At 71.3% G+C, this 21,540-nt stretch carries 13 protein-coding genes; 8 read left to right on the top strand and 5 right to left on the bottom strand.

What is annotated here, in order from left to right; translation table 11 throughout:
* Window positions 1–101: 101 nt before the first annotated feature.
* From STRNI_RS21935 to metG, 3 genes are all read left to right on the top strand, one after another.
* Entirely contained in the window at window positions 102–1,862 is a 1,761-nt protein-coding gene (locus STRNI_RS21935) for a VWA domain-containing protein (protein WP_277411853.1), read from the top strand.
* A gap of 341 nt (window positions 1,863–2,203) precedes the next feature.
* Window positions 2,204–3,679, top strand: a complete 1,476-nt coding sequence (locus tag STRNI_RS21930) for an MFS transporter (RefSeq protein WP_148589298.1) — start codon at window positions 2,204–2,206, stop codon at window positions 3,677–3,679.
* 139 nt (window positions 3,680–3,818) lie between these two features.
* On the top strand, window positions 3,819–5,534 hold the full coding sequence (gene metG, locus STRNI_RS21925) for a methionine--tRNA ligase (protein WP_277411851.1): 1,716 nt from the start codon (window positions 3,819–3,821) through the stop codon (window positions 5,532–5,534).
* Window positions 5,535–5,687: 153 nt separating this feature from the next.
* On the opposite strand, the gene STRNI_RS21920 is transcribed toward metG, so the two are convergent.
* Entirely contained in the window at window positions 5,688–7,397 is a 1,710-nt protein-coding gene (locus tag STRNI_RS21920) for a hypothetical protein (protein WP_277411850.1), read from the bottom strand.
* 206 nt (window positions 7,398–7,603) lie between these two features.
* A complete protein-coding gene (gene aspS, locus STRNI_RS21915; protein ID WP_018092743.1) occupies window positions 7,604–9,367 on the bottom strand; it encodes an aspartate--tRNA ligase in 1,764 nt (587 codons plus the stop codon).
* 278 nt (window positions 9,368–9,645) lie between these two features.
* Between aspS and STRNI_RS21910 the strand changes: the two genes are divergently transcribed.
* Complete coding sequence (locus tag STRNI_RS21910; protein WP_018092742.1) at window positions 9,646–11,796, top strand: ATP-binding SpoIIE family protein phosphatase; 2,151 nt, start codon at window positions 9,646–9,648, stop codon at window positions 11,794–11,796.
* Here STRNI_RS21910 and STRNI_RS21905 read toward each other — a convergent pair.
* The 3 genes from STRNI_RS21905 to STRNI_RS21895 form a co-directional block, all read right to left on the bottom strand.
* The gene (locus STRNI_RS21905) at window positions 11,736–12,872 is read right to left on the bottom strand and encodes an AI-2E family transporter (protein WP_018092741.1); all 1,137 of its coding nucleotides are present in this window, start codon (window positions 12,870–12,872) and stop codon (window positions 11,736–11,738) included. The genes STRNI_RS21910 and STRNI_RS21905 overlap by 61 nt on opposite strands.
* Before the next feature lie 94 nt (window positions 12,873–12,966).
* Window positions 12,967–13,920: a pirin family protein gene (locus tag STRNI_RS21900; RefSeq protein ID WP_159487473.1), complete on the bottom strand. Its 954-nt coding sequence runs from the start codon at window positions 13,918–13,920 to the stop codon at window positions 12,967–12,969.
* 210 nt (window positions 13,921–14,130) lie between these two features.
* Window positions 14,131–14,604: an SseB family protein gene (locus STRNI_RS21895; RefSeq protein WP_018092739.1), complete on the bottom strand. Its 474-nt coding sequence runs from the start codon at window positions 14,602–14,604 to the stop codon at window positions 14,131–14,133.
* A gap of 164 nt (window positions 14,605–14,768) precedes the next feature.
* Between STRNI_RS21895 and STRNI_RS21890 the strand changes: the two genes are divergently transcribed.
* The 4 genes from STRNI_RS21890 (at window position 14,769) to STRNI_RS21875 (ending at window position 21,209) form a co-directional block, all read left to right on the top strand.
* Window positions 14,769–16,595 carry an acyl-CoA dehydrogenase gene (locus STRNI_RS21890; protein WP_018092738.1) on the top strand — a complete coding sequence of 609 codons (1,827 nt, stop codon included), beginning with the start codon at window positions 14,769–14,771 and terminating at the stop codon, window positions 16,593–16,595.
* A gap of 306 nt (window positions 16,596–16,901) precedes the next feature.
* On the top strand, window positions 16,902–18,197 hold the full coding sequence (locus STRNI_RS21885) for a M18 family aminopeptidase (RefSeq protein WP_159487472.1): 1,296 nt from the start codon (window positions 16,902–16,904) through the stop codon (window positions 18,195–18,197).
* Window position 18,198: 1 nt separating this feature from the next.
* A complete protein-coding gene (locus tag STRNI_RS21880; protein WP_277411849.1) occupies window positions 18,199–20,250 on the top strand; it encodes an AfsR/SARP family transcriptional regulator in 2,052 nt (683 codons plus the stop codon).
* Window positions 20,251–20,405: 155 nt separating this feature from the next.
* Window positions 20,406–21,209 (top strand): DUF4232 domain-containing protein, encoded by an 804-nt coding sequence (locus STRNI_RS21875; RefSeq protein WP_159487469.1) that lies wholly within the window; start codon window positions 20,406–20,408, stop codon window positions 21,207–21,209.
* The last annotated feature ends 331 nt before the right edge of the window (window positions 21,210–21,540 follow it).

Raw genomic sequence — 21,540 nt, 5'->3', positions numbered from 1 at the left:
GCCGGTCCCGGCCGCTACGCTTACGTATCCGTCCTGGTCAGGGACATGTCTGTGCTTCACGGACATACGCCGCACCCAGCACACGCAAGAGAGGTTCGCCGATGGGCATTCGGAGTCTGCTGCGCAACGCTTTCGGTCGCTCCAAGGCGACCCGTGAAGAAACCGGCGCGGCCCCGAGCGGCGCCGACAAGCCGGAGTCCGCGACCATCCCGGAGGCCCGCGAGGAGTCCACACCGGCCCCCGCCACCCCGGAAGCCGAGGTTCCGGCCGCCCGGACGGCCCCCTCGGAGGCCCCCGTCGCGGACCCGGCTCCGACCACCGCAACGCTGCCCGCGCAGGGCAGCCGCGCGGACCGTGCGGACCGGGCCGCGGCCGAACCCGCGTCGGACGCCGCCACGACGGCCACGCCGTCGGCCCCGGCCGAGGCCGTCGAAGCGGTCGAGGAGGCCAAGGAGCCCGAGGCGGGCCCGGCCAAGGAGGCGGCTGCGGCCCAGGACGACGCCGTCGCCGATCTCGTGAGCCAGGCCTTCGACAACCCGAACCCGGCACCGACGGCCACCGCCGAGCCCGCCGCCGACTCCGCCGGACCGGAGCCCGAGGTGGCGGCCGAGGCGAAGGCGGAGCCGGCGGCCGAGCCCGAGATCAAGGCCGTCGCGGAGCCCGAGGTGGAGGCGGTCGCTGAGCCTGAGGCCGAGGCGGTCGCGAAGGCCGTCGCGGAGCCCGAGGCCAAGGCCGTCGCGGAGCCCGAGGCCAAGGCCGTCGCGGAGCCCGAGGCGGACGCAGAGCCCGAGGCGGTCGCGGAGCCCGCGTCCGACCCGGCGGCGGAGTCGGCGGCGGGCAAGAAGGCGGCGGCCGAGCCGGAGCCCGTACAGCAGCCGGAGCCCGAGGCCGAGGCGAAGCCGGAACCCGTGGCGGCGGAGGCGCAGCCCACCACCGAGCCCGAGGCCACGCCGGAACCGGCACCGGCACCGGAGGCTGAGGCGAAGCCCGCGGCCGAGCAGCCCAAGGACGAGCCGAAGGCCGCGGAGCCCAAGACGGCCGAGCCGAAGGCCGCAGCGCCGGAGGCCGACCAGCCGGCAGCGGACCAGCCCGAGGCCGAGCCCCAGGCCGAGCCCGAGGCCGGCACCGCTTCCGTCACCGCCCCCGCCGCCGCGGCCTCGCTGCCCTCCGTCGCCCCCGCCCTGGTCAGCCTCTACAAGTCCGCGGGCAGCACCCTGGACAAGCACGGCCTCGCCACCCAGCGCGCCGCCGTCTACCTGGTCCTGGACCGCTCCGGCTCGATGCGCAACTACTACAAGGACGGCACCGTCCAGAACCTCGCCGAGCAGGCCCTCGGCCTCTCCGCGCACCTCGACGACGACGCCACCGTCCCGGTCATCTTCTTCTCCACCGACATCGACGGCACCGCCGAGATCGACCTCACCAACTACGAGGGCCGCATCGAGGAACTGCACTCCGGCCTGGGCCACATGGGCCGTACGAACTACCACTGGGCCATCAACGCGGTCGTCGAGCACTACAAGAAGTCCGGCGCCACCGCCCCGGCCTTCGTCATCTTCCAGACCGACGGCGCCCCGACCTCCAAGCCGGCCGCCGAGAAGGCCCTCTGCGAGGCGGCCGGACTCCCCATCTTCTGGCAGTTCATCGGCTTCGGTGACCCGGACGCCAAGGGCTTCGACTTCCTCCGCAAGCTGGACGACCTGGCCGTCCCGGAGAAGCGCGCCGTCGACAACGCCGGCTTCTTCCACGCCGGCCGCGACCCGCGCAGCCTCTCCCACGACGCGCTCTACCAGCAGCTGATGGTCGAGTTCCCCGAGTGGCTCGCCGAGGCCCGCACGGCCGGCGTCCTCAAGGACAGCTGACCACCCGTACCTCCACCACACCCGACACCTCACCGGCCGCGGCCGGGCTCCCACGGGCCCGGCCGCGGCCGCCGTCGTGCGTGCCCCCTGACCACCGCGCCGACGCACACCACAAGAGGCGAGGCCCCGCGCCCCTACCTACGCTGAATGGGTGAAGCGCTCCGTTTGATCCGGTTGCTCCGGGGTGGGCGGCGGGTGGCCGGGGTGGCCGTACCAGCCGAGCGAGGCGGGCCGTGATGAGTGACGCGAGCCAAGAGGGAGGCCCAGCTCGCCCTCCCAGGACCGGCACTCCCCGTTGGGCCACGCCCACGAAGCCGGATCCGCGGCGCTGGTGGGGCCTTGTGGTGATTGCGATTGCGCAGCTGATGGTGGTGCTGGACGCGACCATCGTGAACATCGCGCTGCCGTCGGCCCAGCGGGATCTGGGGATGTCGGACGCCAACCGGCAGTGGGTGATCACCGCGTACACGCTGGCGTTCGGCGGGCTGCTGCTCCTCGGCGGGCGGATCGCCGACCTGGTGGGGCGGAAGCGGACGTTCATGATCGGGCTGGTCGGGTTCGCGGTCGCGTCGGGGCTGGGCGGTGCGGCCACCGGGTCCGGGCTGCTGTTCGGGGCGCGGGCGCTGCAGGGTGCCTTCGGGGCGCTGCTGGCCCCGTCCGCGCTGTCGCTGCTCACCACGACGTTCACCATCGGGAAGGAGCGGAGCAAGGCCTTCGGGATCTACGGGGCCATCGCGGGCGGTGGCGCGGCCATCGGACTGATCGCCGGCGGGCTGCTGACCGAGTACCTGGACTGGCGCTGGTGTCTGTATGTGAATGTGCCGATCGCGGTGATCGCCTTCGTGGGGGCCGCGGTGTTTCTGCACGACAAGACGGAGCGGGGCCGCGTTCACCTGGACGTTCCGGGTGCGGTGCTGGGCTGCGGCGGTCTGGTCGCGATCGTTTACGGGTGCAGTGAGGCGCAGCCACGGGGGTGGGGTGACGGGCTGGTCATCGGCCTGCTGGTGGGCGGTGCGGTGCTGCTGGCCGTCTTTGCGTGGTGGCAGACGCGGGCGCCGCACCCCCTGCTGCCGCTGCACATCGTGCGGGACCGGAATCGCGGGGGCGCCTTCCTGACCATGGGGCTGGCGGTCATCGCGATGTTCGGGATGTTCCTGTTCATGACCTACTACCTGCAGACCGTGCTCGGCTATTCACCGGTCAGGACCGGGATGGCCTTCCTCCCGATGGTGGCGGCGATCGTGGTCGGCTCGACCCAGATCTCGGCGCGGCTGCTGCACCGGATCCCGCCGCGGTTCCTGATGGTCCCGGGCGCGCTGCTCGCCGCCGCGGGGCTCTTCACCCTGACGCATCTGACCGCCCTGCCCGCATATGTGTCGCATGTACTGCCGGCCATGCTGCTCGTCGGGCTCGGGATGGGCCTGATCTTCATGCCGGTGATGGCGACGGCCACGTCCGGCGTGGCCCCGCACGACTCCGGCGTCACGTCCGCGACGGTCAACACGGCGCAGCAGGTGGGTGGTTCGATCGGTACGGCGCTGCTGAACACGATCGCCACCTCGACGAGTGCGGTGTTCATCACGGATCACCTGGCGGACGCGGCCCGGAAGGGCGGCGGGCTCGGGCTCACCCCGGCGGTGCGGGACCAGGTCGTGAAGGACGGAGTGGTGCACGGCTTCACCGTCGCCATCGGGGTGGCGTCGGTGATCATGCTGCTCGCCGCGCTCGTCGCCGGACTCATGGTCAACGGCCGGGCGCCGAAGCACGGCCGGACCCCGGCGGGGGACAGCGCCGAGTCGGCGGACGCGGCCGTGTGAGAGCGGGCGGCGGGCGGGGTGAGCAGGGCCTCGTCCACCGCCGGAAAACCCGCGCGGTCACCCCTGGCCCGTCCAGTACGATATTGACGTTCCGTAAAGCAAATCCTCACTCACCGTAGCGACTTGGGAGCAGCCGGCAATGGCTCGACACCTCATCACCAGCGCCCTTCCGTATATCAACGGGATCAAGCACCTGGGCAACATGGTGGGGTCCATGCTCCCGGCCGATGTCTATGCCCGGTATATGCGGCAGCGCGGGCACGATGTGCTCTACATCTGCGCGACGGACGAGCACGGGACCCCCGCCGAGCTGGCGGCGAAGGACGCGGGGCAGTCGGTCGACGCGTTCTGTGCCGAGCAGCACGACAAGCAGAAGGCGATCTACGAGGGCTTCGGCCTCGAATTCGACTACTTCGGGCGGAGCTCGTCGCGGGAGAACGTGGAGCTGACGCAACACTTCGCGCGCAAGCTGCACGAGAACGGCTTCATCGAGGAGCGGGCGATCCGCCAGGTCTTCTCGATCGCCGACGACCGCTTCCTGCCGGACCGCTACATCGTCGGCACGTGTCCGCACTGCGGCTACGACAAGGCGCGCGGCGACCAGTGCGAGAACTGCACCCGGGTGCTCGACCCGACCGATCTGATCGACGCCCGCTCGGCGATCAGCGGCAGCGGCGAGCTGGAGGTGCGGGAGACCAAGCACCTCTTCCTGCTCCAGTCGAAGCTGCAGAACGAGGTCGAGGGCTGGCTGGAAGGCAACGGCAGCAAGGACTGGCCAACGCTGGCCTCGTCCATCGCGCACAAGTGGCTGACGGAAGGCCTCCAGGACCGGGCGATCACCCGTGACCTGGACTGGGGTGTTCCGGTGCCGGCCGATGTGTGGCCGGAGCTGGCGGCCGAGGGCAAGGTCTTCTACGTGTGGTTCGACGCGCCGATCGAGTACATCGGCTCGACGAAGGAGTGGGCGGACGTCGACCCGGAGAACCGCGACTGGAAGTCGTGGTGGTACGAGGCCGATGACGTCCGGTACACGGAGTTCATGGCCAAGGACAATGTGCCGTTCCACTCCGTGATGTTCCCGGCGACGCAGCTGGGGACCCGCGAGCCGTGGAAGAAGGTCGACTTCCTCAAGGCCTTCAACTGGCTCAACTACTACGGCGGGAAGTTCTCCACCTCCCAGCGGCGCGGCATCTTCACGGACGCGGCATTGGAGCTGCTGCCGGCCGACTACTGGCGCTACTTCCTGATCGCCAACGCCCCGGAGTCGGACGACACCTCCTTCACCTGGGAGCTGTTCTCGGCCTCGGTCAACAAGGACCTGGCGGACACGCTCGGCAACTTCGTCAACCGGGTGCTGTCGTTCTCCCGGAAGCGGTTCGGTGACGAGGTTCCCGCGGGCGCCGAGGCCGGTGCCGCGGAGCAGAAGCTGGGCGAGGAGATCGCCGGGCTGCTGGCGGAGTACGAGGGCCACATGGAGGCCCTGCAGTTCCGCAAGGCCGCGGCGTCGCTGCGCGCCCTGTGGAGCGCGGGCAACTCCTACCTGGAGGAGAAGGCCCCATGGCTGGAGATCAAGACCGACAAGGACGCCGCCGCCCTGACGCTGCGTACGGCGATGAACCTGATCCATCTGTACGCGATCGTCTCCGAGCCGTTCATTCCGTCGTCGGCCAAGGCGATGCGGGGCGCCTTCGCGCTGGAGAACGACACGGCGGTGTGGGTCTCCCAGGAGGAGGCGAAGGCGCTGGCCTCGGTGCCGGCCGGCACGCCCTTCACGGTCCCGCCGGTGCTCTTCGCGAAGATCACCGAGGACGACCTGGAGGCCTACCGCGAGCGCTTCGGCGGCACGGAGCAGTAGCAATCCCCTCCTGACCGCGGACTTTCTCCGCGGCCGGGAGACAGCAAGCCCGGCGCGCGCCCGTCCGGCCTTCGAGGCCGGGCGGGCGCGCGCCTGTGCGGGCCCCGGCCGCGGCGGGCTCAGGGCCGGGCCGGGCTCAGGGCTGGATCGGGCTCAGGGCCGGGTCGGCGGGGACACAAAGGCGTGCAGGGATTCCATGCCCGGCATCGGCGGCAGCGGGACCGGGCGCCAGCCACGGGCGTAGGCCGGTGGCTTACGGCCCATGACCAGGACGGCGGCGGGCCGGGTCCTGGCCAGCCGGGCCAGGCCCGCGGGGGTGATACCGGCGTCATGGCCCTCGGGCTGCCGGGACGCACAGCCCGCCTGGTACGCCACCCGTACCGCCTCCTCGCCGCTCACCACACAGGGCGGCCGCAGACCGGCCCGGCGCAGCGTCCCGGAGATCCGGCCGAGGCCGTTCTGGGCGCGTACCGTGCTCTGCTCCATCTTGTGCAGGATCGCCAGCTGGATGACCTCATGGCCCATCAGGACGAGGACGAGGGCGGCCACCGCCCAGGCGTGCCGGCGGCGCGGCAGCCGGGTCAGCCAGTACAGGAACCACGCGGCCGGCATCAGCAGCAGGGCGTACGCGGGCAGCAGGAAGCGCGGGGCCGCGTAATCCACCGTCAGCAGGTAGGGGGCGGCGAGACAGAGACCGGCCAGGGCCGGGACGACGAGCGGAGCAGGTCCGTTGCGGTGCAGCGGACCGACGGGGTCGCGCAGCCGCACCGCGGGCCACACCGGACCGTGGCCGCCCGGCTCACCGGACGGTTCGCGGCTGCCCGGCCGGACGGGCGCCAGCCCGAGCGGCTGCGGACCGCCGCCGCGCTCCGCGGACGCCCACGCCGGGCCGTACCGGTGCAGCGCGCCGCCGGACTCACGGGACCGCAGTGCCACCCACACCGCCCCGATGACCGCCAGCGGCAGCAGGAACCACCACACCGCCGTCACCGGGTGGTCCCAGGCGAGCTGGCAGGGGCGGCACAGCGTCTTGCCCTGGAGGGACCGGGCATGGTCGTCGAAGGACAGATGCCAGCCGAGGCCGCCCTGGATGCGCGCCGCCTCCCGCAGCCGCGCCACCAGCCCGCCGTACGACAGATACGCCTCAGCGACCCACTCCGCGCACCCCAGGGCCAGCCCGGCGGGCAGCGCCAGCAGCACGGCGGGGCGCCGCCATGACGGGACGCACAGCGCCGCGGCGAAGAGCGGAACGGTCAGCCAGACGGCGTCGGTGGGACGCATCAGCGCGGCCACCGCCACCGCGACGGCGAGTCCGGCCGCCGCGCCCCGGCCGGCGCGGGGGGCCAGTTGCCGGGACCGCTGCCGTACGGCGCGCAGGAAGCAGCCGGTGGCGACGAGCGCGGCGTAGGCGACCCACAGGTTGGGCATCGCCTGCGGGCCGTAGAAGAGCGTGATCCACAGACCGGCGAACAGCGCGCCGCCCAGGGCCGGTACGGGGGCCGGCAGCAGCCGCCGCCAGACGCACAGGCTGAGCAGGAGCCCGGCGCCGGAGAGCACCGCCAGGTAGCAGTGCAGCGCGGTGGCCGAGGTCGTCAGCACGGCGGCCGGGGCGAGGAGGAAGCTGACGCCGCGGGCGCGCGGGGCGCTGAAGAACGCGGCCGGCGTATGGCGGTCGACCTGGCTGACGTACACCGTCTCGTCCCAGCCCAGACCGGGGGTGGTCAGGGCGGAGTGGACCAGGAGGGCGGTGAAGGCGGCGGCCACGGCGAGGAGCCACCACAGGTCAGGGGCCGCAACGGAACGCGTGACGCGGGCCCTCGGCCCCGGGCCGGGCGGAGCGGAGAGGAGGCTGGCTTGCTGCATGGGCACCACAGTGCGGGCGCCGCCGGGGCACGGCCACATGAGTGGAGCGGTCGGGGCACGCGGGCCGGTGCGCGGTGCCCGTTCCGGGGACCGTCTGGCCACCGCTGACCGTCCGACAGCGCAGGGGCCCCGAACGGGCCGGGGCGGCGTTTCACGTGAAACGCCGCCCCTCAGCCTGTCCGAGGCCCTTTGTCCCTCAGCGGTGGCTACTTCGCCTGCGGCTTGCGCAGGGAGAGGTGCAGCTCCTTGAGGCGTGCCTCCTCGACCTCGCTCGGGGCGCCCATCAGCAGGTCCTGGGCGTTGCCGTTGAGCGGGAAGGCGATGGTCTCGCGGATGTTGGGCTCGTCGGCCAGCAGCATGACGATGCGGTCGACGCCGGGGGCGATACCGCCGTGCGGCGGGGCGCCGAACTTGAAGGCGCGGAGCATGCCGCCGAACTCGGCCTCGACCGTGTCCTTGTCGTAGCCGGCGATCGCGAAGGCCTTGTACATGACCTCGGGCTCGTGGTTACGGATCGCGCCGGAGGACAGCTCGGTGCCGTTGCAGACGATGTCGTACTGCCAGGCGAGGATGTCCAGCGGGTCCTTGGTCTCCAGCGCCTCCAGACCGCCCTGCGGCATGGAGAACGGGTTGTGCGAGAACTCGATCTTGCCGGTGTCCTCGTCCTTCTCGAACATCGGGAAGTCGACGATCCAGCAGAAGCGGAACTCGTCCTCGACGAAGTGGCCGGCGCGCTTGGCGACCTCGACGCGGACCGCGCCCATGATCTTGGAGACCTCGTCGAACTCACCGGCGCCGAAGAAGACGGCGTGGCCGGGCTTGAGGTCCAGGGCGACGACCAGCGACTTGATGTCGTCCTCGGTGAGGAACTTGGCGATCGGGCCGGTCAGCGCGTTGTCCTCGCCGACCCGGACCCAGGCCAGGCCCTTGGCGCCCTGCTGGACGGCGAAGTCGCCCAGCTGGTCGAAGAACTTGCGCGGCTGGTCGGCGGTGTCCGGCACGGCCAGGGCACGGACGTGCTTGTCGGCGAAGGCCTTGAAGCCGGAGCCCGCGAAGACGTCGGAGACATCCACCAGCTCCAGCTCGGCGCGCAGGTCCGGCTTGTCGGAGCCGTACTTGAGCATCGCCTCGCGGAACGGGATGCGCGGGAACGGGGAGGTGACCGTGCGGCCGTTGCCGAACTCGGTGAAGAGCTCGGTCATCAGCTTCTCGACGGGCTGGAAGACGTCTTCCTGCTCGACGAAGCTCATCTCGACGTCGAGCTGGTAGAACTCGCCCGGCGAACGGTCCGCACGGGCGTCCTCGTCGCGGAAGCAGGGCGCGATCTGGAAGTAGCGGTCAAACCCGGCGATCATCAGCAGCTGCTTGAACTGCTGCGGGGCCTGCGGCAGCGCGTAGAACTTGCCGGCGTGCAGACGGGAGGGGACCAGGAAGTCGCGGGCGCCCTCGGGCGAGGTCGCGGACAGGATCGGGGTCGCCATCTCGTTGAAGCCGAGGGCCACCATCTTGTGGCGGATGGCGGAGATCACGGCGGTGCGCAGCATGATGTTGCGGTGCATCCGCTCGCGGCGCAGGTCGAGGAAGCGGTACTCGAGGCGCTTCTCCTCGTTGACGCCGTCGTCCGCGTTGATCGTGAAGGGGATCTGGTCGGCGGCGCCGAGCACCTCGACCTCGGAGACCTCGATCTCGATCTCGCCGGTCGGCAGGTCGGGGTTGACGTTGTCGGCACCGCGCGCGCTGACCTTGCCGTCGATGCGGACGACGGTCTCCTTGGTCAGCGAGCCGAGGGCCTCGTTGGCCGGGGTGCCGGGGCGGGCGACGAGCTGGACCAGACCGTAGTGGTCGCGCAGATCGATGAAGAGGATGCCGCCCAGGTCACGTCGATTGTGCAGCCAGCCGCTGAGGCGGACGTCGGTGTCGACGTCCGTGGCTCGGAGCTCGCCGCAGTTATGGGACCGGTACCGATGCATCGCTCATCCAAGTCGTCGCGAGTGTCGAGGTGAGGAGTTGTCGGGAGAGGGAGAGGAAAAGGAGTACGGGCTCACACGCCCGGTCGCTCTCCCCGTGGATCACCCGAAAGGCCACCCCAGGATTGACATAACCGCTCCAGGTTACCGTCCCGGCCCGTACGCCTTCATTGACATATACGCATCAACACCGTGAGGACCGGATCGAGGCATCCCGACTGGGACGATGGTCACGTCCGGCTCACTGGTCGGGCCTCGCCAAACACACCTAAAGTGAGGCAATGCGCACCGAGGATCTCCTGGCCGCCATCGCGACCGGACTGTGGCGCTGGGACCACGCATCGGATCGGGTGACCCTCGACGCCGAAGCGGCCCGGCTGCTCGGGCTGCCCGCAGAACCGGTGGAACTGACCCAGGCCGCGGTGCGCTCCCGTTTTCATCCCGTCGACTTCGCCGAGATCAACGGAATCATCCAGCTCGCGGTCGCCGAGAAGACGCTCGCCGAGGCCCGGCTGCGCATCGTGGACGAGCACGGGCGGGTGCAGCGCATCGTCCGCTCCCGCTCCCGCCCACGGATCGTCGACGGCGACTTCGAGCTGGTCGGCACCCTCCAGGAGGTGCCCGAACCACAGCCCGGGACCTCCGCCGCCCACACCCCGATAACCGGCGACTGGCGCCGCTCCCGCGAGGCGTTCCTGCTGGACGCGGGCCGGGCGCTGGCCGAGGCCCGGTCCACCGCCGAGGTGCTGCGGGTCGCGGCCGGACTGTCCATGCCGGGGTTCATGCCCGACGGGCTGGCGGTCTTCGGCATCGAGGGCGACCGGCTGTCGGTCATCGGCCACCACGGACACCATTCCGGTGATGAGCGGCCGTTCGCCGACATGGCGCTGGCGACCGACTATCCGGCCGCCGAGGTCGTCCGTACCGGCCGGGCCCTCTATCTGCCCACCCCGGAGGAGTACCGCCGCCGCTACCCCGCCACCTGGCCGCTGGCCGCCCGCTTCCGCCGGACGTCCTGGGCGTTCCTGCCGCTGGTGAACGCGGGCCGGACGATCGGCGCCTGGATGGCGGCGTTCGCCCAGCCGGTGGCGTTCACACCCGATGAGCGCTCGGTGCTGACCACCGTCGCCCGGATGCTGGCCCAGGCGCTGGCCAGGGCCGGTATGCAGGAGGAGCAGCAGGAGCTGGCGCTGGGGCTGCAGCGCAGCATGATGCCGACGGTGCAGCCGGACATCCCGGGGATGACGGTCGCGGCCCGCTATGTCCCGACCGGCGGCGGACTGGAGGTGGGCGGCGACTGGTACGACATGATCCCGCTTCCGTCCGGACGGATCGCCCTGGTCATCGGGGATGTCCAGGGGCACGACGTACGGGCCGCGGGCCTGATGGGACAGCTGCGGATCGCGCTGCGGGCCTACGCGTCCGAGGGCCATCACCCCGATGCGGTGCTCTCCCGCGCCTCCCGCTTCCTGGCCGGGATCAACGAGACCGAGCTTCGCGGGCACGGCGAGGACCAGCGCTTCGCGACCTGCCTCTACATCGAGGTGGATCCGGCGACGGGACTGCTGGACATCGCGCGGGCCGGCCACCCCGATCCGGCGATCCGGATGAGCGACGGCACGATGCTGGTCCGGCCCACCGCGGGCGGGCTGCCGCTGGGCATCGTCCCGGACACCGACTACCCCACCACGCGGCTCGTCCTGGAACCCGGCGAGACCATGATGGTGTGCACCGACGGGCTGATCGAGACCGGCGGCCACGATCTGGAGACCGGCTGGGCGCGACTGCGCGACGTCCTGGAGTCATGCGAGGCCGGTGAGGACGGCGAGAGCCTGGAGCGGCTCGCCGACGCGCTGGTCCAGGCCGTGCACGGGCCGCCGTCGCACCACACCACCGGACCGCTGGTGGACCGCCGCGAGGACGACATCGCCGTACTGCTGCTGCGCCGCGACGGCGCCGGCTGCGGGGTCGGCACCGGCGGACTGCCGGCGCAGCCCGTCCGGCGCACCGTGCTCTCCGTCGCGCAGGCCGAGCCGGAGCGGATAGCCGAGGCGCGTCGGCAGGTCCGGGACGTGCTGCACGACTGGGCCGACCCGGACCAGGTGGACTCGGCGGTGCTGATGGTCTCCGAGATGGTCACCAATGTCCTGCTGCACACCGACGGGGACGCGCTGCTGGTCGCCGAGATCACCGGTGAGCGGGGCGCCCGGCGTATCCGCGTCGATGTCGCCGACAGCAGCGATGAGCTGCCGCACCGCCGCTGCCCCGGTGAACTGGCGTCCTCGGGCCGCGGTCTGATGCTGCTGGAGCTGCTGGCCGGGGCGTGGGGCGTGGATCCGCGCGGCGACGGCAAGTCGACATGGTTCGAGCTCTACGAGGAGGCGGGGGAGGCGGCGGGTCCGCTGTCGTCGGAGTCCGAGCCCGCGGCGTAGTGCAGCCGCAGCTCCTGGAGCACGCCGGTGACGGCGGCGGTCAGCGGTACGGACAGCAGCATCCCGAGGATGCCGGCGACGCCGGCGCCCGCGGTGATCGCCAGCAGCACGGTCGCCGGATGCATCTTGACCGTACGGCTCTGGATCATCGGCTGGAGCACATGCCCCTCCAGCACCTGCACGGCCAGGACGACGCCGAGCGCCCAGAGCGCGATCACCAGGCCCCGGTCGGCCAGCGCCACCAGGATCGCCACCGCGCCGGAGATGAAGGCACCGAGGTAGGGGATGTAGGCGCCGACGAAGACCAGTGCGCCCAGCCCGATGGCGCCCGGCACCTGAAGGATCAGCAGTCCGACGGTGATGCAGATGGCGTCGATCAGCGCGATGAAGGTGGTGCCGCGCATAAAGCCCTCGATGCTGTGGAAGCCACGGCGGGCCATCCGCTCCAGCTGCGGTGCGGAGCTGCCGGGCGCCCAGTCCCGCAGGGCGCGTACGGCCTTGTCGGAGTCGCGCAGGAAGAAGAAGGTCAGCAGCAGGGCCAGGATCGAGGCGGCGAGGACCTGGCCGACGACGCTGACCCCGGCCAGCAGCCCGGAGGCCGCGGTGCCCCCGAACTTGGTGACCAGCTCCTTGGACCTGGCGGCGAGGTCGTCGAGCGACGTCCCGGCCGCACCGAAGTGCCGGGAGAGGTCCTTGGCGGCTTCCCTGAGCGAGGTGATGATCTGGTCACCGGTGTCGATCAGGGCGTTGACGACGATGTATCCGGCGCCGCCGACCACCACCACGAGGACCGCACAGGTCAGTCCGGCCGCCAGTGAACGGTTGAGCTTCATCGCCACCAGCCGCCGGTAGAGCGGCCCGAGCAGCCCGCTGCCGAGCAGCGCCAGCAGTACGGGCGTCACGGCCGCGCTCAGCTCGACGCACAGCCAGACCCCGAGGGCCACCACGGCCGCGATCAGCAGGACCACCAGACACCAGGCTCCGGCACGGCGAGCCTGGACCGGCAGCAACGGGCTGGGGGGCTGCGGCCGTTCGCCCTCGGCGCCGCGCCCGTTCTCTTCCGAGTCGTTTCGCACCCGGACAGTCCACCACGCCGCACCCCGGGTACGGCCCCGGGAACAGCCGGGGGCGGCGTTTCACGTGAAACGCCGCCCCGTTGCCGATGTGGTGTCAGCGTGCGTCGGCGGGGATCGTCCCGAGCCGGCCGGCCTGGAAGTCCTCGAAGGCCTGGGCCAGTTCGGCGTGCGTGTTCATCACGAACGGGCCGTAATGCCTCATCGGCTCGCGGATCGGCAGCCCACCCAGCAACACGACCTCGAAGTTCGGGCTCCGCGACTCCTGGGACTCGTCCGCCCGGATCGTGATCGAGTCTCCGGTACCGAACACCACCGCCTGCCCCATACGGAACGGGCGCCCCTCCGCACCGGCCGCACCGCGTCCGGCCAGGGCGTAGGCGAGGGCGTTGAAATCCTTGCGCCAGGGCAGGGTCAGCTCGGCGCCCGGGTTCACCGTCACATGCATCATCGTGATCGGCGTGTGCGTGATGCCCGGCCCCTGATGGCCGTCGATGTCACCGGCGATCAGCCGCAGCAGCGCACCACCGTCGCCCGAGGCCAGCAGCTTGACCTGGCCGCCGCCGATGTCCTGGTAGCGGGGGGCCATCATCTTGTCGCTCTTCGGCAGGTTCACCCACAGCTGGAGGCCGTGGAAGAGGCCACCGGACATCACGAGCGACTCCGGCGGCGCCTCGATGTGCAGCAGCCCCGAACCAGCCGTCATCCACTGGGTGTCGCCGTCGTTGATGACGCCACCGCCGCCGTGCGAGTCACGGTGCACAAAGGTGCCGTCGATCAGATACGTGACGGTCTCGAAGCCGCGGTGCGGGTGCCAGGGCGTGCCCTTGGGCTCTCCGGGTGCGTACTCCACCTCACCCATCTGGTCCATCATGATGAACGGGTCGAGGTGCTGGTAGTCGATCCCGGCGAACGCACGGCGCACCGGGAAACCCTCGCCCTCGAATCCGCTCGGAGCGGTGGCAACGGCCAGCACGGGACGGGTGTGCGCCGCGACGGGCGCCGCCACACGCGGCAGGGTCAGCGGATTCTCTACGGTCACAGCGGGCATGACGGCCTCCTCGGTCGTTCGGCCAACTTAGTTGAATGGTGAACAACCCGCAAGGCCCGCCGTATTCCCGCCCGCGTTTCCCCAGGTCGAAGGGGTGCCCCGGAGCCCCCGAGGGCGCACCCCGACACAAACTCGGGCCGGCCCCCTTCAGGGGACCGGCCCTCGATTCAGCAGTGGCAGCGGCCATCGGCCCGCCGCGCGCCCGGGCGGCTAGCCATACATCCGCCGCATCGCGAAATCGACCATCTCCTCCACGGCCTTCGCGTCGAAGACCATGCGGTGGTCGCCCTCCATGTCGAGGACGAACCCGTAGCCGGTCGGCAGCAGGTCGAGCACCTCGGCGCCGGTGATCACGAAGTACTTGGACTCCTTGCCCGCGTACCGCCGCAGCTCCTTGAGCGAGGTGAACATCGGGATCACCGGCTGCTGGGTGTTGTGCAGCGCCAGGAAGCCGGGGTTGTCACCGCGCGGGCAGTAGATCTTGGACGTGGAGAAGATGCCCTGGAAGTCCTCGGCCGACATCGAGCCCGTGGTGAAGGCGCGCACCGCATCGGCGAGGGAGGGCGGGGACGGCTCGGGATACAGCGGCTGCTCGCCGTAGCCCCCGGGGGCCGCTTGCTGCGGCGGGGGCGGCGCTCCGTACTGCTGCTGCCCTGCACCCGCGTTCTGGTCGTAGCCGTACATGCGCCACAGCGTACTGAGTCGGCGATTCGCCGGGGGACGCTCGTCACAGATGGGCGGTAGGGGTTGATTCTTATTACCGGTGGGTAGCATCATCGTAGGCACTTGCTACTTGCTGGTATTTGCGTTTGAGGTCCTCCCTCCCGAACCCTTACGGAGCCGTATCCATGGGGCACTACAAGTCGAATCTCCGCGACATCGAGTTCAACCTCTTCGAGGTGCTCGGCCGTGACAGCGTGTACGGCACCGGACCGTTCGCGGAGATGGACGTCGACACCGCCAAGAGCGTGCTGTCCGAGATCGCCCGGCTGTCCGAGAACGAACTGGCCGAGTCGTTCGCCGACACGGACCGCAACCCGCCGGTCTTCGACCCGGAGACCAACACCGCGCCGGTTCCGGACACCTTCAAGAAGAGCTACCAGGCCTTCATGGACGCCGAGTGGTGGCGTCTGGGCATCCCGGAGGAGCTCGGCGGCACCACCGCGCCGCGCTCCCTGCTCTGGGGCTTCGCCGAGACGATCCTGGGCGCCAACCCGGCCGTGTGGATGTACGCGTCCGGCCCCGCCTTCGCCGGCGTCCTCCACGAGGAGGGCACCGAGGAGCAGCACCGCATAGCCCAGCTGATGGTGGACAAGCAGTGGGGCTCCACGATGGTGCTCACCGAGCCGGACGCCGGTTCGGACGTCGGCGCCGGCCGCACCAAGGCCGTGCAGCAGGCGGACGGCACCTGGCACATCGAGGGCGTCAAGCGCTTCATCACCTCCGGTGAGCACGACATGTCCGAGAACATCGTGCACTTCGTCCTCGCCCGCCCCGAGGGTGCCGGTCCGGGCACCAAGGGCCTGTCGCTCTTCATCGTGCCGAAGTACGACTTCGACTGGGAGACCGGCGAGCTGGGCGAGCGCAACGGCGCCTACGCCACCAACGTCGAGCACAAGATGGGCCTGAAGGCCTCCAACACCTGCGAGATGACCTTCGGCGCCAACCACCCGGCCAAGGGCTGGCTGCTCGGCGAGAAGCACGACGGCATCCGCCAGATGTTCAAGATCATCGAGTTCGCGCGGATGATGGTCGGCACGAAGGCCATCGCCACCCTCTCCACCGGCTACCTCAACGCGCTGGAGTACGCCAAGGAGCGCGTGCAGGGCCCGGACCTGGCGGCCTTCACCGACAAGACCGCCCCGCGCGTCACGATCACCCACCACCCCGACGTGCGCCGCTCGCTGATGACGCAGAAGGCGTACGCCGAGGGCATGCGCGCCCTGGTGCTCTACACCGCCACGGTCCAGGACGAGATCCTCGTCAAGGAGGCCGCGGGCGAGGACGCGAGCGCCGCGATCCGCCTCAACGACCTGCTGCTGCCGATCGTGAAGGGCTACGGCTCGGAGAAGTCCTACGAGCAGCTGGCGCAGTCGCTCCAGACCTTCGGTGGCTCCGGGTACCTCCAGGAGTACCCGATCGAGCAGTACATCCGGGACGCCAAGATCGACACCCTCTACGAGGGCACCACCGCGATCCAGGGCCAGGACTTCTTCTTCCGGAAGATCGTCCGCGACCAGGGCCAGGCGCTCACCGCCCTCTCCGACGAGATCAAGAAGTTCCTCGCCGACAACACCGGCGGCGAGGAGCTGGAGCAGGCCCGCGGCGAGCTGGCCAAGGCCGCGGCCGACCTCGAGGCGATCGTCGGCGCCATGCTGACCGACCTCGCGGCGACCGAGAAGGACGTCAAGTCCATCTACAAGGTCGGCCTCAACACCACCCGCGTGCTGCTGGCCTCCGGCGATGTCGTCATCGGCTACCTCCTGCTCAAGGGTGCGTCGGTGGCCGCCGAGAAGCTGGCCGGCGCCTCGGCGAAGGACAAGCCCTTCTACACCGGCAAGATCGCCGCGGCGAAGTTCTTCGCGCACAACGTCCTGCCGGGCGTCTCCGTCGAGCGCGGCCTGGCCGAGTCCGTGGACCAGTCGCTGATGGAGCTCGACGAGGCCGCGTTCTGAGCGCGGATTCCGCGGCCCCGCTGCGGCGTTTCTCTTAGAGGTCTCTCAGATTGACCGTCCAGACTGACGGGGCCCGCCTCTCTTCCCCCGGAGAGGCGGGCTCCGTCATGTCCGGGGAAGGTGCGGCGGATGGCAGGACAGCGCAGCGGGCATGCCCCCCGTATGCCGGTACCTCGGCCGGAAAACCCGGAATCCACCGCTCCGCAACGTTTACCGGTCCGGAGTGCAGAAATCCTGGCCGGAAGGGTGCGCAGTCGCGACGCATGCGCACGGGGAATGCGGGGTCCGGCTCCTTATGCTGAATCCATGACCAACTCCGCCCGCTTCGATCGCGGCCACACCGACGACCTGATGTCCTATCTCGCCGCCAGTCCGTCGCCCTACCACGCGGTGGCGAATGCGGCGGAGCGGCTGGAAAAGGCCGGTTTCCGGCAGGTCGCCGAGGTCGACGCATGGGACGGCGAGAGCGGCGGGAAGTATGTGCTGCGCGGCGGAGCGATAGTCGCCTGGTACGTGCCGGAGGGCGCACACGCGGCCACTCCGTACCGAATTGTCGGGGCTCACACCGACTCTCCCAATCTGCGAGTCAAGCCGATTCCGGACACCGGCGCCCGCGGCTGGCGGCAGATCGCCGTCGAGATCTACGGCGGCACCCTGCTCAACACCTGGCTCGACCGTGATCTGGGGCTGAGCGGCCGGGTGACGCTGGGGGACGGCAGCCACCGGCTCGTCCATGTCGACCGGGCGCTGCTGCGGGTGCCACAGCTGGCCGTTCACCTCGACCGGTCGGTGAACTCCGACGGTCTGAAGCTGGACAAGCAGCGCCATATGACGCCGATCTGGGGCCTGGGCGGGGCGGCCGAAGGCGATCTGATCTCCTTCGTCGCCGAGGAGACCGGCGTCCCGGCCGACGACATCAAGGGCTGGGACCTGATGGTGCACAGCATCGAACCACCTGCCTATCTGGGCCGCGACCGCGAGCTGGTCGCCGGTCCACGGATGGACAACCTGCTCTCCGTACACGCCGGTACGGCCGCGCTCACCGCCGCCGCGGCCACCGGCAACGCCCTGACCAGCATTCCGGTGCTGGCCGCCTTCGACCACGAGGAGAACGGCAGCCAGTCCGACACCGGTGCGGACGGCCCGCTGCTCGGCACGGTGCTGGAGCGCTCGGTCTTCGCCCGCGGCGGCTCGTACGAGGACCGGGCACGGGCCTTCGCCGGCACCCTGTGCCTGTCGTCCGACACCGGGCACGCCGTCCACCCCAACTACAGCGAGCGGCACGATCCGGGCCACCACCCGATGCCCAACGGAGGACCGATCCTCAAGGTCAACGTCAATCAGCGCTATGCCACGGACGGCAGCGGACGGGCCGTCTTCGCGGCGGCCTGCGAGCGGGCCGGGGTGCCGTGGCAGAGCTTTGTGTCCAACAACTCGATGCCGTGCGGGACCACCATCGGGCCGATCACCGCGGCCCGGCACGGCATCTCGACGGTCGACATCGGCGTAGCCATCCTGTCCATGCACTCGGCGCGTGAGCTGTGCGGTGCCGAGGACCCGTATCTGCTGGCGAACGCCCTGACGGCCTTCCTGGAGGGCTGAGTTGGAATTCTCACTGCTCGGCCCGATCGCCGTGACGACCGGCTCCATGGAGCTGTCGCTCGGGCCCGCCAAACGGCGCAGTGTGCTGGCGCTGCTGTTGCTGCAGCCCAACACCACCGTCCCACTGGAGCAGTTGATCGACTCCCTGTGGGAGGACGAGCCGCCCGAACACGCCCGTACGGTCGTCCAGGGGCATGTCTCGCGGCTGCGCGCCACGCTCGCCGAAGGCGGTGCGGAGGCGTACGGCATCGAGCTGACCACGCATGGCTCCGCCTATCTCCTGCGGATGCCGGAGGAACTGATCGACGCTCACCGGTTCGGTGAGCTGGTGGCGCTGGCGCGCCCCGAGGCGGCGCCGGCCGATGCCGTACCACTGCTGCGCGAGGCGCTCGGTCTGTGGCGCGGGCCCGCGCTGACCGGCACGGTCACCAGCCCGCCGTTCGCGGCCGCCGCCCATGCGCTGGAGGAGCGGCGGCTGACGGCCGTGGAGGCGCTGGGTCGGGCGCACGGCACGCTCGGCGAGCACGAACAGGCCGCGGCCATCCTCTACTCCGCGGCCGTCAACCACCCCCTGCGGGAAGGCCTGATCGCCGGGCTGATGCGGGCGCTGTTCCGTACGGGGCGGCAGTCCGATGCGCTGGAGTGGTTCCACCGCACCCGCCGGCTGCTCAACGAGGAACTGGGCGTCGATCCCGGCGAGCGGCTGCGCGGCGCCTACGAGGAGATTCTGCGGGCGGAGGCGGCCGGCGGGGGACGGACGAAGCCGACGGGTGGGGCCCGTGCGACGGGTGCCGCTTCCGGTGGGACCGCCGGTGACGGTCGCGCCGGGACTTCCGGAGAGAGCCGTTCCGCGACAGGTGGTGGGCCACGGCCCGTACCGGGCGGCACCGGTGCGGCGGGCGCCCGTGGTGGCGAGGCCGTGGCAGGGGCCGACGGGACGCGGACCGGCACGCCGGACGGCGCCCGTGCCGGGTCCGGCTCGGGGCGGGCCGGTGCGGCACCGCGGTTGCTGCCCCGGCCGCCGGCCCGCTTCCTGGGGCGGGAGGACCAGCTCACCGCACTGACGGCCGTGTTGACGGACCGTGCGACCGGGGAGAGCCCGCTCGCGGTGGTGGCGGGACCGGCCGGTGTCGGCAAGACCGCCTGTGCCGTGCAGTGGGCGCATCTGTACGCCGGGTCCTTCCCCGACGGGCAGCTCTTCGCCGATCTGCGTGGCTTCGGCGAGGGCGACGAGGCTTCGCCGGCCGAGATCCTGCGCGACTTCCTGCTGGCGCTCGGCACGCCGCCGGAGCGGGTGCCCGGTTCGGCCCAGGCCGCCTCCGCGCTGTTCCGCTCGCTGGTCGCGGAGCGCCGGCTGCTGGTCGTCCTCGACAATGCGCGCAGCTCGGCGCAGGTACGGCCGCTGCTGCCCGGCGGCCCGCGCTGCGCCACGGTCGTCACCAGCCGCAGCCGCCTCGACGGGCTGGTCGCCACCGACTGCGCCCGGCCGGTCGGCCTCCAGACGCTCGGCCACGAGGAAGGCGCTGCGCTGCTCGGCGCCATGCTCGGCCCGGACCGGGTCGCCGAGGACCCGGCAGCCGCACGCGAGCTGGTCGATCTGTGCGACGGTCTGCCGCTGGCGCTGCGGGCCGCGGCCGCTCAGCTGACCGCCCGGCCGCGCTGGCGGCTGGCCCGGCTGGCCGCGGCGCTGCGCGACGAACGGCGGCGGCTGGCGCTGCTGTCCGCGGAGGACACCGGGATCGCGGCGGCCCTGCGGATGTCCGTCGCCCGGCTGTCGGCCGACGACGCGCAGTTGCTGTCCGCGCTGGCGACCAGCGCGGACGGACACCTCAACGCGTCGTTGGCGGCGGCTCTCGCCGGATACGACCCGGAGCGCACCCAGGACGGTCTGGACCGGCTCGCGGAGATGCATCTGGTGGACGAAGAGGCCACCGATGTCTACACGATCAGCACGCTGACGCAGCTGTTCGCGCGGGACGAGCGCGGGGAGAGCGGCGACGGGGGCAAGCGCGGTACGGGTGACGGGAGCAAGGGGAGTGACGGGCGCGGCTGAGCCCGTGGCCGTCCCCGGGCGGGGACGTTAGGCGCACGTTAGTGGCACGCCAGCGGCGAGCGGCAGTCTTGTGGTCAGAACGCAGGACAGGCCACAGGCCAGACCGCAGGACGTACCGCCGGCGCGGTACGGGCCACCGACCGGGGGAGACCGGAATGCCGCGCAGCCACCACCGCTCCGAGTCCGTCATCGAGACCGGCGCCCCGCGCCCGTCCCGTGCGGTCCGCCGCCGTACGCTGCGGATCGCCGCGGCCGGGCTGACGGCCGTCGCCGCGCTCACCCTCACCGCCTGCGGCGGCCAGGACAATCCGCTCCAGACCGGCGCCGCCAAGCCGTTCAACCCGGCGCCCCAGGTCTCCGAGGACCCGGCGGCGAAGGGTGACGGCGGCCCCCAGGGCGGCACCCGGCCCGAACGCGGCCGGGCGGAGCAGGCCTCCGCCGAGCACGGTGGCACGGGTACGGGTGCCCGCACGAGCGGCACCGGTGCGGGCACGAGCAGTGCGGGCAAGCGCGGCGGCGCCACCGGCACCCGGCACACCGCCTGCGACGCCGCGAAGATCCGGATCGTCGCCCAGCCGCTGAAGCGGCCGGTCAACCATCTGCTGCTGGAAGCCACCAACACCTCCGGCGCCGCCTGCGATCTCCACCTCTCCCCCTACCTGCGGTTCGGCGACGCACAGTCCCCCCTCGCCGAACTGCCGGACAGCAGGCCGCAGTCCGTGGTCACCCTCGCCCCCGGCGAGTCCGGCTACGCCGGTGTGCTGACCTCGTCCGCCGACGGTTCCGGCCGGAACGGCCACACGGTGACCTCGCTGTCCGTCAGCCTCCCCGGCCGCGACGGCAAGGGCAGCATCGGCGGCTCGACGACGGTGGCGCTTCCCGGAGGCTCGGTGTACATCGACGACAGCGCGTGGGTGACGTACTGGCAGTCGGACGCGAGTGCCGCGACGGCGTGGTGAGCCCCGGCCGGTGGTTCGCCGTCCGCGGTCCCGGACCGTGGTCCGGTGAGCCGTGGTCCGGTGAGCCGATGGCCGGCAGACCGTCAGGTGCCTGACGCAGGCTGAAGAGGCCGACGGCACAACCCCTTGAACCAGGGCGCCCGCATCCCCCAGCGGGCGCCCTTTCTTCTGCCCTCTGTCACTCCCCGCTTTCCGCTGCCCGCTGTCCGCTGTCCCGTCATGTCTCACACCGCGGCCCGTATCGTCCCGTTCTCCGGGTGTCTTTGCAGGTCACATCCGTGCGCACGCCCGGGACATCCCATGGGACGGGGAACCGCCGGGCGGCCCGGTG

The organism is Streptomyces nigrescens (assembly GCF_027626975.1).
GTDB lineage: Bacteria > Actinomycetota > Actinomycetes > Streptomycetales > Streptomycetaceae > Streptomyces > Streptomyces nigrescens.
Note: the sequence above shows the minus strand (reverse complement) of the source record. Positions and strands in the feature narration are given on the sequence as shown.